The sequence below is a fragment of the Candidatus Pantoea formicae genome, assembly GCF_011752625.1.
Classification (GTDB): Bacteria; Pseudomonadota; Gammaproteobacteria; order Enterobacterales; family Enterobacteriaceae; genus Pantoea; species Pantoea formicae.
On the sequence record NZ_VWXD01000001.1, the window covers coordinates 202293 to 217375 of the forward strand.

Annotated in this window: 13 protein-coding genes; 7 read left to right on the plus strand and 6 right to left on the minus strand. The window is 54.3% G+C overall.

What is annotated here, in order from left to right; all coding sequences use genetic code 11:
* Positions 1-35: 35 nt before the first annotated feature.
* From F3J38_RS01060 to F3J38_RS01070, 3 genes are all read left to right on the plus strand, one after another.
* Entirely contained in the window at positions 36-305 is a 270-nt protein-coding gene (locus F3J38_RS01060) for a hypothetical protein (protein WP_034822302.1), read from the plus strand.
* A complete protein-coding gene (locus tag F3J38_RS01065) occupies positions 302-1828 on the plus strand; it encodes a sodium:solute symporter family protein (RefSeq protein WP_167134312.1) in 1527 nt (508 codons plus the stop codon). Before F3J38_RS01060 ends, F3J38_RS01065 begins: the two co-directional genes overlap by 4 nt.
* 63 nt (positions 1829-1891) lie before the next feature.
* Positions 1892-2587, plus strand: a complete 696-nt coding sequence (locus tag F3J38_RS01070) for a DJ-1/PfpI family protein (RefSeq protein WP_167134314.1) — start codon at positions 1892-1894, stop codon at positions 2585-2587.
* Here F3J38_RS01070 and F3J38_RS01075 read toward each other — a convergent pair.
* Genes F3J38_RS01075 through F3J38_RS01090 form a run of 4 tightly spaced genes read right to left on the minus strand, consistent with a single transcriptional unit; the run spans position 2577 to position 9137 of the window.
* Positions 2577-4160: a cyclic peptide export ABC transporter gene (locus F3J38_RS01075; protein ID WP_369410973.1), complete on the minus strand. Its 1584-nt coding sequence runs from the start codon at positions 4158-4160 to the stop codon at positions 2577-2579. The two genes, F3J38_RS01070 and F3J38_RS01075, sit on opposite strands and share 11 nt — an antisense overlap.
* 8 nt (positions 4161-4168) lie before the next feature.
* Positions 4169-6148: a Fe(3+)-hydroxamate ABC transporter permease FhuB gene (gene fhuB / locus F3J38_RS01080; RefSeq protein WP_167134315.1), complete on the minus strand. Its 1980-nt coding sequence runs from the start codon at positions 6146-6148 to the stop codon at positions 4169-4171.
* On the minus strand, positions 6145-7011 hold the full coding sequence (locus tag F3J38_RS01085; protein WP_205298081.1) for an ABC transporter substrate-binding protein: 867 nt from the start codon (positions 7009-7011) through the stop codon (positions 6145-6147). Before F3J38_RS01085 ends, fhuB begins: the two co-directional genes overlap by 4 nt.
* Positions 7011-9137: a TonB-dependent siderophore receptor gene (locus F3J38_RS01090; protein ID WP_167134319.1), complete on the minus strand. Its 2127-nt coding sequence runs from the start codon at positions 9135-9137 to the stop codon at positions 7011-7013. Before F3J38_RS01090 ends, F3J38_RS01085 begins: the two co-directional genes overlap by 1 nt.
* Positions 9138-9297: 160 nt before the next feature.
* Here F3J38_RS01090 and F3J38_RS01095 point away from each other — a divergent pair, with 160 nt between their 5' ends.
* Positions 9298-10080 carry an AraC family transcriptional regulator gene (locus tag F3J38_RS01095; RefSeq protein ID WP_369410974.1) on the plus strand — a complete coding sequence of 261 codons (783 nt, stop codon included), beginning with the start codon at positions 9298-9300 and terminating at the stop codon, positions 10078-10080.
* 21 nt (positions 10081-10101) lie between these two features.
* Here the strand turns inward: F3J38_RS01095 and F3J38_RS01100 are convergent, their stop codons facing one another.
* Entirely contained in the window at positions 10102-10833 is a 732-nt protein-coding gene (locus tag F3J38_RS01100) for an SDR family oxidoreductase (RefSeq protein ID WP_167134321.1), read from the minus strand.
* A gap of 160 nt (positions 10834-10993) precedes the next feature.
* On the opposite strand from F3J38_RS01100, the gene F3J38_RS01105 reads away from it, so the two are divergent.
* Positions 10994-11926, plus strand: a complete 933-nt coding sequence (locus F3J38_RS01105) for an AraC family transcriptional regulator (RefSeq protein WP_167134323.1) — start codon at positions 10994-10996, stop codon at positions 11924-11926.
* Here F3J38_RS01105 and F3J38_RS01110 read toward each other — a convergent pair.
* Positions 11923-12627: an SDR family oxidoreductase gene (locus tag F3J38_RS01110; protein WP_167134324.1), complete on the minus strand. Its 705-nt coding sequence runs from the start codon at positions 12625-12627 to the stop codon at positions 11923-11925. The genes F3J38_RS01105 and F3J38_RS01110 overlap by 4 nt on opposite strands.
* Before the next feature lie 107 nt (positions 12628-12734).
* Here F3J38_RS01110 and F3J38_RS01115 point away from each other — a divergent pair, with 107 nt between their 5' ends.
* Both F3J38_RS01115 and F3J38_RS01120 read left to right on the plus strand, forming a co-directional pair.
* Positions 12735-13622 carry a LysR substrate-binding domain-containing protein gene (locus tag F3J38_RS01115; protein ID WP_167134326.1) on the plus strand — a complete coding sequence of 296 codons (888 nt, stop codon included), beginning with the start codon at positions 12735-12737 and terminating at the stop codon, positions 13620-13622.
* Positions 13623-13888: 266 nt separating this feature from the next.
* Entirely contained in the window at positions 13889-15079 is a 1191-nt protein-coding gene (locus tag F3J38_RS01120; protein WP_167134328.1) for a M20 metallopeptidase family protein, read from the plus strand.
* Positions 15080-15083: the final 4 nt, after the last annotated feature.

The following is a 15083-nucleotide window of genomic DNA, read 5'->3' on the forward strand; positions in this document are numbered from 1 at the left end:
TGCGCACACCGTCAAGTAATATTGAGGAGGTTATTATGAGTTCGATGGTCATGGCGCAGCAATTACGCGCCCGCATAAGTATTAAAAATAAAATCTTTGCCCTATACCTGTTGGCATTATTACTGCTGGCACTTTGTCCACCGCTTTATTTAAGCGTCAGCGGAAGTAGTGCGTTATTACTGGGGATACCTCTGCCGATCGTTTATTGGCTCGCGATTGCGGTATTCCTCGGTGTGGGACTATGGGTTATGTATCTGGCGGAATGCGCGTTTGGCGAAATTCCGGATGATGAGGAAGTCGCATGAAAATCACTGCAGCAGAACCCCATTATTTAATTACCTTTGGCATGATTGGCCTGTTTCTGGCGATCATGATTGCCGTGCTGTATGCCACCAACCGTAAAAGTACTTCATTTTCTGATTACGCCGTCGGTGGTCGGTCTTATGGGCCGTGGTATATCGCCATGAGCTATACCAACTCGTGGTGGCCGGGAGCGACCTTCACCGCTTTCTTCTCACTGTCGGTGAGCGGAGTGATCGGCTTCTATGGCGCGGTCTACTCAACGCTCGGCGTGACGGCTATGTATCTGATGGCGCGCCGCGCGTGGAAATGGGGCCAGCACTTCAATCTGACGACACAACCCGATCTGCTCGGCATGCGTTTCAACAGCCCAGCGGTGAAGCGAGTGGCGTCGATTATCGGCATCATCTGTGTGTTCCCGTGGGTGGTGATGGGTATACAGGCACTGGCGTTGTTGGTGGAATTTGCCAGTTTTGGTCGCTGGGGCGTCACCACCTGCCTGATCGCTGGCGTGTTGTTGATTCTGGTGCGTCAGTACTGGACTGTCAGCATGGGCATGCGCGGTTTGATCATGACGGATATGTATCAGGGTATCATCGCCTACGGTTTGGGCGCGCTGGTGTGCGTGGTGCTGCTGTTTGGTGGCGATCATGGCTTCGGCCAACTGGCGACGTTGCCACCAGCGATGCTGCAGATTCCGGGCGCAGAGGGTTCGCACTATGGTCCCTGGTATATGTTCAGCCTGATTTTCACCGGCGTGATTGGGTCAATGTGCTGGCCGATGAGCTTCCAGCGTATTTATACTGCCAGCGGCATCCGTGCTGTTAAGAAGGGCACGCTGTTAACCATTTTGCTGGTGGGCGGTTTTTACGCCATCTTGATGCTGTTCGCCACGGCGGTCAGTCAGGATCCTAACGTGCAGGCCAATCCACAAAATGGCTTCTTCACGGCGTTGTTTGATCAAGGCGGCCCTTGGTTGCTGGCACTGGCGTTGGTGATCGTTCTTGCCGCCAGTATCGGACACGTTGATGGATGCGTGCAGGTGTGCGGTACGCAGTTCGCCAACGATCTGGCGACCTGGAATAAACCGCGTAGCGATCGTCAACTAACGGTGCTGGCGAAGTCGGGGATGGTGGTATTTATCGTGGCTGCGGCGTTGCTGGCATATTTCACCTTCAACTATTCCCGTTTACAGCTGCTGGCGCAGATCTCCTATCAGGGGATTATTCAGCTGGCTGTGCCGTTGTTCTTTGGCATCTTTAGCCGCTTTGGTAACAAACAAGGTGCGCTAATGGGCATGATGACCGGGATTATCATCGCTATCGTGCTCACCGTGTTCTTCCCGGATGACATCCCGGCGCTTGGCTCGCTGACCAGCGGCATTGTTGGACTGGCGGGTAACGTGGCGGTGTTTGTGGTGTGTGGTTTGCTGATCCCGGTTGACGACAAAGAGAAAGCCCGTGTCGAAGCTTTGTTCGCGCTGGCTGATGGTGTGAAAGCACCAGTGGCAAAACCGCTGATGAATTAACCCGTTGCATTCCTTTTCCTATCAAGGCCATGATAACGCTCTGACCCCTAATCGGAGCCTATCATGGCCGTCTCTTTGCCGTTCAATATTGGTCTGCTGCTGTTCCCTCATCTCACTCAACTCGATCTCACCGGCCCGTGGGAAGTCTTTGCTCGCATGCCCGGCGTGACTAATTATCTGGTGTGGAAAGATCGTCAGCCGGTGATGTCAGATCGCGGGCTGGCGATATTACCCACGACCACCTTTGATGATTGCCCACCGCTGGATTTGATCTGCATCCCCGGTGGTCCGGGGCAAATCGCCTTGATGGATGATGAGGAAACGCTGGATTTTGTGCGCCGTACAGCAAACAACGCGCAGTGGGTAACATCCGTGTGCACCGGTTCGCTGGTGTTGGGTGCTGCGGGCTTATTACAGGGATATCGCGCGACGACACATTGGGGATCGCTGGATCAACTGAGCCTGCTCGGTGCGACGCCGGTAGCGGAACGTGTCGTACGCGATGGCAACCGTATCACCGGTGCAGGGGTGACATCGGGAATCGATTTTGCGCTCACCGTCGCAGAAGAGTTGTTTGGACGTGCGGTGGCGGAAAACATTCAGTTGCAGATGGAGTACGATCCCGAACCGCCATTCCAATCCGGATCGCCACGCAGCGCTTCTCCAGAACGCCTGGCGCAGGCGCAAACCCAGATGCAGGATTTTATCGCCCGGCGCCGTGTGGCAACGGAAACCGCGGCAGCCAAACTCAAGCGCTGACTAACTGACCCAGCTCCAGTTTCAAACAGCGGTCTGCGAGATGGAAATAGCGGTCGTCGTGGGTGATAACTAAGATGGCTTTGCCACGTGCTTTCAGCGCGGGAAGCAGTTGATGGTAAAACACCTCGCGGAAAGCGGGGTCCTGATCGGCGGCCCACTCATCAAACAGGTAAAATGGGCGATCTTCCAGCCACGCCACCAGCAGCGCGAGGCGTTTGCGCTGTCCGGTGGAGAGCGCAAGTGTGGAAAACTTTCCCTCCTCCAAGGTGACTTTGCGCGTTAACTGCAGCGCATCCAGCAACTTTTGTGCCTCATCGTTCCAACACGCACTATCGATACCCTGCAAGTCCTCGAACAAATGGAAATCATTAAATACCGCTGAAAACAACTGGCGATAACGGGCGCGCGAGGCTTCGTTGATCGTCTCGCCGTCCAGTATTAATTGTCCGCTATCGGCTCGGTAAAGACCGGTGAGCAGTCGTGCCAGCGTGGTTTTTCCACTGCCGTTGCCACCGGTGAGATAGACCAACTCGCCGGGTTGAAACTGGAGGGATAGAGGGCCGAGCTGGAACGCATCGTGATGATAGGTGATATCGCGCAGTTCAAGTTGGCGAAAGCTGAGCGGCGGCGCGTCGAAAGCAGTCTGTTCTGCGGGGAGTTGCTGTTGCATGGTTTGGATACGCTTGAGCGCCACCTGTGTCATGGTCAGTCCGGGTAGGGCAGAGAGTACGCTCTCTATCGGCACAATCATGTAGAGAAACACCATGGCGAAACCCGACATCACGGCACCGCGTAAATCCAGTACGCTAGAGAGTAAAAACATCACCACACCGATAAACGCAAAGAAGAATACGCTGGCCCAGATATTGGCTAACGCATACAGCACATAGCCGCGGGTGCGTTCAACTCGCACCTGTTCAATAGTGTGAAACAGCTTGTTATGAAGGAATGCATGCTTGCGTGGCGCATGAAGACGGAGCTCTTTCGCCCCACTAAACAGCGCACTGACTTCACCGGTTAGCGTCTCTTCACGCTGGCGTGAACGACGCATCAATTGCAAGGCGCGGCGATGTACCCAGCTGTAACCGAGCGACCCCACCAGCACGGTAATCAAAGCAATCACCATTACGGTCAGCGAGAGGTAGCCGAGATAGCCCATACAACCGACAATCACTGCCAGCGACATCACAAAGCTGGGTAACGCAATAAAGAACACCACAACCTGGTCGAGATCCTGCGTCAGGATGCTGAGTGCGCGCGGCATGCCGTGCAGTTCCAGATTGGCGTAACCGGCATCCGCGACCTGCTGAACCAGCATACGGCGCAGTTCGGCTTTGCTGCGCTGCCCCATCGACATAAACAGTGACTGACTCAGCGTACGCGTACCCAACATCAGCAAAGCCAGCAGGGCGAATTGCCAGGCCAGCTGCCAGCGCTGGGCGTCGCTAGCACTCAAGCCCTGATTGATTAAAGCCAGCAGCGCCGCATTGCTCAATCCGCCTATAACACTGCAGGCCAGCGCCACAAAAAACAGCGCACCGGTGGTGCGCATTAACATCAAGTAAATCGACACCTCATCTCCTATGAGTTTGTGCTATTAAGGGGGCGCCACAGCAACAGCGCCAACCACGGACCGCCAATCAGTGTGGCCATCAGGCCCGCGGGGATTTGTCGTGGATAGAGCAAATTGCTGCCAGCCCAGTCCGCAAGCATCATCAGAATCGCTGCGATCAGCGTGGCGAGTGCCAGTTGTCCCATGGGTTTGCGAGCGCCAAGTTGGCGAGCCAGCTGCGGTCCTAGTAAGCCGATAAACGACAGCGGACCGACAATTAAGGTGGCTGCGCCCGTCATTGCTGCTGCGAGCAGCATCAGCAATAAACGGGATTGTGTGACGTTGAGGCCTAGCGAAGGTGGAATCTGATTGAGCGGCAGCAGTAACAGCGCGCGGCGCAGCAATGGCGTCAGCGCCAGCAGAATCACGGCAAGCGAAAAAGCAATCAAAGCAATGGGTGTGCTGACGTAGTAAGTCGAGCCCGTCATCAACTGGCGCAACATCGCGGCTGCCATGCCGTTATTGCTGATCACAATTGCGGCGACAGACTGGAACAAGGCGGTAATCGCCAGCCCACTGAGCAACATGCGTTGAGGATTGAGCGCATAGTGACGCGCCTGCCACAGCGTGAGCCCTAAGGTCAGCAGCGCACCCGCTGCGCTACTGGCAATCATCACCGGCATGCCTGCCATCGGCCAGAGCAACAGCTGTACGGTAATACCGAGCGATGCACCCGCACCGATGCCTAGCAGTTCAGGGCTTGCCATTGGATTACGACTGACGCGCTGCAAAATAACGCCAGCCGCCGCCAGCAACACACCTGCAGCGATAGCGGCCAGTAAACGCGGCAAACGAAACGGCAACATGACCTTAATTTCCACCAGCGAATTCCAGTGCCAGCCGGTTACGCCATGAGCAAAAGCCAGGGCAACAGCCAGCATCAATAGAAACAGCGCGATCACTGGCCATCGAACAAAATCACGGGCAGGAAAGGGGGGAGGTTGGGGTTCATTCACATCGGGCTGGAAGATATGGCGCAGGCGTGGCAGAAACCACAGCAGTAGCGGGCCGCCCGCCAGAGCCGTCATCATGCCGGTGGGGAGTAACAAGCCATCAATGCCGTTGAGACGGCTAACCAGTTGATCGGTAAGCCACAGCAGTCCAGCCGCCAGTAGAGGAGACCAGATAAGCTTCTGACGCAAATCTTTTGCACCTGCCAGCGTGGCCAGGTGGGGTGCCGCGAGCGCGATAAAGCCAATGACTCCCACCACACTGATCACCAGGCTGCTGATCAGTAGTGCCGAAAGTATGGCGATACCCCGTATCCATCCGGCGGGTAACCCAATTGAGCGCGTCACCCTTTCATCCAGCGCCAGCAGGCGTAAGGGCCTGATAATCAGCAACACGGGAAGGGCAGCAATCAGTAAACGTGGTAACAGCCACCACAGCGCGTGCGCATTCTCTTGGGTCAGCGATCCGCCACCCCAGATAAACACGGCCGACAGTGAACGGTCATAGATGATCGACAGCAGCAAATTAGCTGCACCGCAATAGAGGTTCACCAACATTCCGGCTAGGGTTAATGCCAGTGGGGTAAATCCCTGGCGTAGACTGAGCAGAAACACCAATGCAAAGGCCAAAATTGCACCACTTAGCGCTATCCACTCCCGACCAACAATAAGCCAGGCTGGCGCCATCAATGTGGTGAGGGAGAGTGCCAACGTGGCGCCGCTAGCAATACCCAATGTCATGGGTTCCGCCAGTGGATTACGTAACGCCTGCTGCATCACCACACCGGTAAAACCGAGGGCTAAACCGCAAAGTATTGCCATCCCCTGACGCGGCAGCCACATCAGCGTAAAGACTTGTTGGGCCAGCGAGGGGAGAGCAGAACCGGTCAAAGCCTGCCAGATGTCGTGCCACGGGAGTTGGTGGGTTAATTGTTCCAGGCACAGCATCAACGCAATACAAAACAATACCAGGGTTAATACGGCAGGATGGCGACTCACGGATTTGCCTCCTGGAGTGCTTTGACCAAGGCTTCAGCAAAACGTACCGCCGTTAAAACACCGCCCTCTGTGGAGAGGCCATCCGGCAATGGCAACAGACGATGTCCATCTGGGCGTGTCAGCGTGTGCCATAACGGAGACTGTAAGACCGGGGTAAGATCAATCTCGGGCCAAGAGGGAAGGAGTGCCAGCCAGCCAGACGGAAGTTGTGTTAACTGCTCCAGTTCCAGCGTTGCGTAGCCTTGCGCGCCGACAGCAAAGGGCGTGGTATGAGGTAATTCAAGGAGCGCCAGTACGTCAAAAAATAAACTGCCTGGGCCAAGCGCTAAGACATGCAATGTATCCAGCGGATGCAGTAAATAAATCGGTTTATCTTTAAAACGTACCGCCTGCTGTCTTGCCACCGCCAAACGTTGTTGCAAACTTGCCATCACCACTTCGGCGCGTGGGCCGTTATCTGCGAGTTTCGCCAACTGACGCAGGTTCTGTTGCGCCTGCTGCCACGGCTGAGAACTGTTGGTGACAAAGTAGGATAGCGGCGCAATGCGAGAGAGCTGTGCTTCAGCCATGCGATGCGCGGGCGTAACCAGCAACTGTGTGGGGCGCAGTTCAAACAACGTCTCGTAATTGGGTTGGAACAGCAATCCCACGTCAGCAACCTCAGACGGCAGAGAGGGCTGACTGAACAGGCGGCGATACCAGTCAGGTGCGGCAACGCCGACGGGTGTAATGCCGAGTAACAGTGTCATTTCCGTTAATCCCCAATCGAGGATCACCCAGCGCGGCGCAGACTTCGCCCATGCTGGAAACGAAAAAAGGGCAGCGCTTGCCAGCGCGCCCTTCATCAATGTTCGACGATTCATTACCACTGATAACTTACCGTGGCGATCAACTGGCGACGTAAGCCAAAGTGACAGCCGAGGTCATTACAGTTGCTGATGTACTGCTTGTCGGTGAGATTCTGCAGGTTAAGGCCGAGCTGCCAATCCTGCCAGCGGTAGCGCAGGGTCGCATCATAAATCATCGCTGCCGGGACCTTCAGGCTGTTATCGCTGGTGGCATAGCTGGTGCCGACATAACGTCCACCGCCGCCGATGGTTAAGCCATCCAGTACGCCAGGTAATGCATATTCGGTCCAGAGTGCGGCAGTCTGACGGGCGATTGAGACCGGTTGTTTACCTTCCGTATCATCATTTGCCGACAGCACCTTCGGATTGGTCAGTGCATAGGACGCGTTGACCAACCAGCGGGAAGTGATATTCGCTTTTGCTTCCAACTCAAAGCCCTGTGAGCGAATCTCGCCGGTTTGCACTGAGTAGTTGGCGTGATTCGGATCGGCAGTCAGGACGTTGGTTTGACGCAGATCGTACAGCGCGGCGCTAAACAGGGCGTTAAAGCCGTTAGGTTGATACTTCACACCCACTTCAGCCTGCTTACCTTTGGTCGGTTTAAACGGGTCGCCGCCAAAAGACGTCCCCGCCTGTGGCTGGAATGACGTGCCATAGCTGATGTAAGGGGCAATGCCGTTATCAAAGTGATACAGCAAGCCAGCGCGGCCGGTGGAGGCGTAGTCATTCAACTCGGTGCGAGAACCGCTCACCCAGTTCTGACTGCGGGTTTGCGCTTTGTCATAGCGACCGCCGAGATTCAGTACCCAGTTGTTCCACTTCATGCTGTCCTGCAGGTAAACACCTAACTGAGTCATGAAGGAACGGCTGTGGTAATCAATCGACGGTGACTCAACTGGCGTGCTGTAGTCCGGATTAAGGTAGCTGATGTCTGAGGCCGTGCCGTAACCGCTGTTCTGGCGCAGGTCGTCATGCACAAAATCCACACCCAGTGTTAATGCGTGATTAACGTCACCGGTATCGAGATTGCCTTGCAGGTTAGTATCGACATCAAAGGCGTTAAACGACTCAATCACGCGCATGCTGTCGCGGCTCACCGTGGCGGAACCATCGGTAATCGTCGCCGTTGGATACACCATCTGATAATCGCTGCTGGTGTGCAGATAGCGCAGATTTTGATGTACGCTCCAGACGTCATCAAATTTGTGCATAAAATCGTAGCCGATGCTGGCTTGCTCACGGCGATAGTAATCGAAGCCCGGCTGTCCGCCGTAGAATTTATCGGAGTAGTTGCCCTGCGCCAGCTTAATCAGGCTACCTTCCAGCGGCAATTGGTTATAGAAGCCGGTGTAAGGATCTTTGCGGAACTGACCGAGCAGGGTCAGACGAGTGTCGTCATTCGGCTGCCAGGTCAGGGCAGGGGCGATATCGTAGTGCTTATATTTTGTGTAATCGACCTGGGTATCGTTGCGTGACCAGGTGCCGGTAATACGTCCAAGCCAGTGTTCGTCTTCATCCAGTGCGCCTGAAAGATCGAGCCCGGTTTCGAACAGATTATGACTGCCGGTGCTGACAAAGATCTGGTGGATCGGTTCTGCCGTCGGGCGTTTACTGACCATGTTAATCACGCCGCCGGGGCTAGCCTGGCCAAAAGTGACTGAACTTGGGCCTTTCACCACTTCAACGCGATCCAGCATGAAAGTATCGAAATTCGGACGCGACCAGTAGGTCACCGTCGGCAGACGCAGACCATCAAGGTATTCATCGGCGGCAAAACCACGGATATAGATATCGTCAAAACGATAGTCGGCTCCGCCGCCCTCCGCCCCAATGCCTGCGTTGTAGCGCAGTGCCTGCGGCACATTTAACGCCGCCTGTGAGGCCATTTGCGCTTGGGTGATGACCGAAATACTTTGTGGCGTTTCGATAATCGGGCGCGTACTTTTCGTGACAGAATCGGCTTTCTTAGCCACCTGATTCCAGCTGTCAGCATCCTCATCGTCGCTACTGGAACTACTGGCTGTCACGGTCAGTGTGGTATTCGAATTATTATTATCAGCGGACCAGGCTGGTGCGCTGCTGAACAGAATCAGTAGCAGCGCGCTCAGTGGCTTGCGCTTAAAGGTGCGATGACCCGGCATTTATTTATCCCCGATATGTTCTAATGGCCTCAATTAGTGATACAAATGATAATCATTACTATTTTAATTGATAGCGTCCTGCTGGCGGGTTTGCGTGGTCTTAATAGCGAATCGCGCAGAGCAGACATGAATCGGCAAATTAACGGGATAGGGTGGAAGGGTGTTGCAGAAACCACGTGAGGCGGAAATGACGCCAGCATTGCCTTTGCTCGCCACGCGCGAGATGCATTATCTTGCTGGCCGCGAAGAGCGCTGGCACGCGCATGAAGTCGCACAGCTGGTGTTTTGCTTGCAGGGCGTGATGCGCGTTCAAACGCAAACGGCTTCCTGGACCTTAACGCCGGGTCGTGCGCTCTGGTTGCCGGGCACTTTACCCCACGCGTTAACAGCGTTGAGCGATATACGGAGTTCGAGTTTATACCTCGACCCTAAACTGGCTCGTACGTTTTGGCCGCAGACGCACAGTATGCTGATCTCCCCCCTGCTGCAGGCGCTGATGCAAACGCTGGTGGAAATTGAAGGACAATCGCAACCTGAAATCGCGCGGGTTGAGTTGATTACCCCCCTGTTGCTGGATGAAATTCGTCGTGCACCGGATGGCCCAGTGTGCAATTTGCCATTGCCGAGCGATCGGCGTCTGTTGAACATTTGCCAGCAGTTACTGGCGACACCGGCGAGCAGCGATACGCTGGAAGAGTGGGGCCATCGCGTGGGGGCCAGCTCGCGGACGCTTGCGCGTTTGTTCCGCGAACAAACCGGCATCACTTTTACCCAGTGGCGACAGCAGTTGCGTCTCTCAGAAGCGCTGGTTCAACTGGCGCAAGGACAAACCGTGTTGCGTACCGCTAATCAACTCGGCTACCAAAGTCCCAGCGCCTTTATCTCTATGTTCCGGCGTTTGATGGGCGAAACTCCGCAGCGTTTTTTACGAATTTCAGCCTGAAATCGCCAAGAATATTTGCCCTTAATGCCCGCTGGCAGTAGGGCGCACGGTGATTTCGTTGACGTCGACTTCGCCAGGCTGCTCAATGGCCCAACTCACGGCTTTCGCAATGGCTTCGGGCTTAAGCGCAATCTGTCGATAGCTTTTCATGGCTTCACGCGCCACGTGGTCACTGATGCTGTCAGCCAGTTCAGACTCCACGACACCAGGGTTGATGACCGTGACACGCAGTTCGCGGGATTCCTGGCGTAAACCATCAGAAATAGCGCGTACCGCAAATTTGGTCGCGCAATAGACGGCAGCGGTGGGTGATACAGTTAATGCACCGACAGAAGCGATGTTAATGATGTGCCCGGCATTTTGGGCCTGCATGGTTGGCAACACAGCAGCAATACCGTAAAGCACGCCACGAACGTTTACGTCCAGCATCAAATCCCACTCATCAACTTTCATCGAACTCATCGGCGAGAGTGGCATCACGCCCGCATTGTTGATCATCACATCAATGCGGCCGTATTTCTCCAACGTAAAGTCAGCCAGTTTTTGTGTGTCATCACGCTGAGTCACGTCAGTGGCAAGGTAGTCTACCGTGGCACCTTCAGCGCGTAACGTATTACATAACGCTGCCAGACGGTCAGTACGTCGAGCGCCGAGCACCAGTTTATGGCCTTGTTGTGCTAAATGACGGGCAATGCCTTCGCCAATACCGCTGCTGGCTCCGGTCAAAATAATCACTTTTTCAATATGATTCATGGTCTGCTCCTCGTGTTGTTGACGAGGTCATTGTTGAAAAAAAACATCCAGGGAGACAGGCCGAATAGTGGCGCATCATTGCCTGATTCTCTCGCTGCCATTGTATTAACACGATCTCCACCGCTATGCTTTGCCTGAAACTCTCTCAGGAATTCATGTCATGTCAAACCCTGTGCAACGGCAAACCTGCCATCTGTTACGCCAGTTGGCGCGCCAGGAAGGCTATACCGAATCGTTACTGGATAACGTGCGCTTTATGCGCGCTGATCAACAATGGGCACGTACGCCAGTGTTGTATGAACCGAGTATCATCATTATTTGTCAGGGATCGAAACGTGCCTTTCTTGCAGACAAGATGTATCGCTACGATGCGCACCATTATCTGGTGTTATCCGTGCCTTTGCCTTTTTCTGCCGAGACTGAAGCGACCTCGGAAGAACCGTTATTGGGTATCGCTATCCGCCTGGATGCGACAATGGTGGCGCGCCTGGTGGCACAACTTGCCGATGTTGAAAGCGCCATCATCGAACCCCCAGCAGGCATTATCTCCACGCCCATCAATGACGCGCTGGCGGAGAGCACGTTACGGCTGCTTGAAGCCCTCAGCGATCCGCTGGAGGCAAAAGTTTTGGGACCGGCACGTGTCGAAGAGATCTGTTTTCGTGTATTGATGGGAGAGCAGGGTGGGGCGGTGCGCGCTGCACTGACCTATCAAGGGCATTTTGGGCGTATTGCACGCGCTCTCCAACGGATTCACGCCGACTGGCGACAACCTTTGGATGTTCCTCACTTGGCGAATGAAGCGGGAATGAGTGTGCCGCGTTTCCATCTGCACTTTAAAAGCGTGACCCAGACTTCGCCGATGCAATATCTCAAATCATTGCGATTGCATCAGGCGCGATTGATGATGATCCGCGATAACCTCACCGCTGCGGGGGCGGCAGCGCGCGTGGGTTACGAAAGCGATTCCCAATTCAATCGTGAGTTTAAGCGTATGTTTGGGCGTAGCCCGGCAGAAGAGGCACGAGTGATGAAGCGAGCCTTTGAATTGCTGCCGCCCGAACAATTGACCGCGCGGCTGCAGGCGCATTAAACGCTGTGTGTCACACCGCCATCCACGCGAATATTTTGAGCGGTGATGTAGGCCGCGCCGGGGGAAGCCAGGAAAGCAATGGTGGCTGCCACTTCCTCAGAGGTACCGTAGCGTTTAAGCGGCACGCTGTCTCGACGCTCATCACTTTTTGGCAGGCTATCGATCCATCCCGGCAACACGTTGTTAATACGGATGTTGTCTGCGGCATAAGTGTCAGCAAAAATTTTGGTGAAAGACGCTAAACCTGCGCGAAAGACGGCTGATGTTGGGAACAGATCGGTTGGCTCAAATGTCCATGCTGAAGAGATATTGATGATGCTGCCGCCGCCCTGTTTTTGCATGACAGGTGTCACCAGACGCGCGGCGCGCACCACGTTCAGGAAGTACGTTTCCATACCGCGTTGCCAGTCCTCATCACTCAGTTCCAGAATCGGTGCGCGAGGGCCGTGTCCAGCGCTATTCACCAGCACATCTATGCGGCCCCAACGTGCCATCGTCGCCTCAACCAGCCGCTGTAAGTCATCCACTGATTGGTTCGATCCCGTCACACCTAAACCACCTAAGCGATTTGCTAGTGCCTCACCTTTACCAGAGGAGGAGAGGATCGCCACTTTGAAGCCGTCGTTAGCCAGTTTCTCGGCTGCCGCTGCACCCATTCCACTGCCACCTGCAACAATCACTGCGACTTTTTCTACTGCCATAATCTTGATCTCTTATGATTAAAAAAATCGATATCTCGCAGTATAGTGGCTAAATTCAGCACCAGAGAGTCAGTCTGATTCGCAATTGACAATAGGAAAACTACAGGATGAGTCAGGGATTCCCCTCACTGCCGCCGCTCAATGGATTAAAGGTCTTTGAAGCAGTCACGCGCCATCTCAATTTTCGCCTGGCTGCCGAAGAGCTGGGAGTGACACAAGGTGCAGTGGCACAACAAATTCGTGGGCTTGAAAGTAGCCTGGGTTTGAAATTATTTGAGCGCTTGCCTCGTACGTTGGCATTGACCGGGGCGGGTGCGGGTTATGCAACGAGTGTCCGTCAGGCTTTTGAGCTCATTGATGAAGCGACGCGCGCGCTACGACCAGAACCGAACCACTTAACCTTGAGTGTGACTCCGACGTTTGCCAGTCGTTGGATGCTACCGCGCTTACCTGCATTCACCCAGACATGGCCGGATATTGACCTTCGCGTGCTGGCGTCTGAAAGGCTGGTGCAATTTCATCATGAGGGCGTCGATTTGGCGGTGCGTTATGGCCGACCGCCGTTTGGCGCAGGGCTTGATGCCACGCTTTTGTTTTCACAGAGCGTGTTGGCAGTGGTTAGCCCGCTGCTTTTGGCGAAGCTAGGAAATCCACAAAAAGCCGAGAATTTTCTGCGGTATGCGCTATTGCATGATGGACACCATCTTTGGCCGGCTTTTCTCTCATTTATGTTCCCCAGTGCCACTTTGCATCATCAACATCATTTGCGCTTTAACCAGACGGCGTTGGCATTGGAAGCAGCGATCAATGGGCAAGGCATAGCCCTTACCAGCCCGCATTTTGTACAGAACGATCTCGCCAGCGGACGTTTAGTGCCTGCATTTGCGCAACAAATGGCTGTGGATGCCGGGTGGTATCTGGTTTCACCTCAGCGGCTCAAAGAACATGCCACGGTTTTGGCCGTGCGTGAGTGGTTAATCGCGCAGATAAAATGAGCATGCTTAGCTGGATTTTTGTTCAATCACAAAATCAGTAAAACTGATGATCCGCGCGGGATCATGAATGTTATGACTGACTGATGATGCAACAGCCAAGTTTTATCCTGTTTACGCAGTGAATTAGGAAATCTCACGCAAATTCAGCAAGTAACCCTAAGCATTGCGCGTTGCAATCTGCTGGGTGCTGTGAATAAATACGAGGTCAATCTTAATAAAAATGCCATAAAGGCCAGGTTTCACCGCCTGAAAAGATCATTGCAAACATGACCGACCTTAAAGATGTTTTAGCCAGGGATATCAGCGCCAGAAGCGAAAGCATGGAAGCGCACCTTATTGCCATCCGCCGAGATATTCATGCGCACCCCGAACTCGGTTTTGATACGGTTCGAACCGCTAAGTTAGTCGAGCAGGAACTGCTGCGTCTTGGCCTCAAACCGAGCACGGGCGTTGGGCGAACCGGGGTGATGGTTGATATCGTCGGCGATCGTCCCGGAAAAACGCTCTTGCTGCGTGCCGATATGGACGCATTGCCGATTCACGAACAAACCGGCTTGCCGTTCAGCAGTACCTTTCCGGGAAAAATGCACGCCTGTGGGCATGACATTCATACTGCCACGCTACTCGGCGTGGCGGCCATTTTGCCGCACTATCGTGCGCAGCTAAAAGGCACCGTGCGGCTGATTTTCCAACCTGCGGAAGAGACGCCAGAGAGTGGCGCAGAAGCGATGATTGCCGATGGTGCCGCTGAAGAGGTTGATCTTGCTATCACACTGCATAACAAACCAGAACTGGCAGCGGGAGAGATTGCCCTTACGCGGGGTGCGAGCACGGCTTCAAGCGATGAGTTTGATGTTGTGGTGTACGGTAAATCGACACACGCGGCGCGCCCTCATATGGGCACCGATCCCATTATCGCGGCGGTCAACCTCATCAGCCAGCTGCAAACCATCATTTCGCGTGAACTCGATCCGGCCAATTCTGCGGTACTGACCATCGGACACATTCACGGCGGTTCTACGCACAATATCATTTCAGATAGCTGTCTGATTCAGGGCACCGTGCGCGCCAAATCCCCTGAAGCACGTGCGCACATCGAAACCGCGTTTAAACGTATTTGTGCGGGCGTAGCGCTATCACTCAACACGCGTATTGAGGTGAATTATCAGCGTGGTGTACCCCCGTTGATGAATGATGACGCGTTGATTGATGCGCTGGAACCGATTTTATCGCACCAGTTTGGAAAACCGATCATTGCTAAACCCAGCGCTAGCTTTGGTGCAGAAGACTTTTCACTGTTTACCGAACGCGCGCCGGGTTGCCAGATTCATATCGGCTCAGGTGCACCAGGACGCGATGACCATCTGCATAACTCGGACTATCAACCCGATGAACGCAGTATTCACGCAGGCACTCAGGCATTAGCCCGATTGGCCATAGATTTACTCTCCCAATAATAAA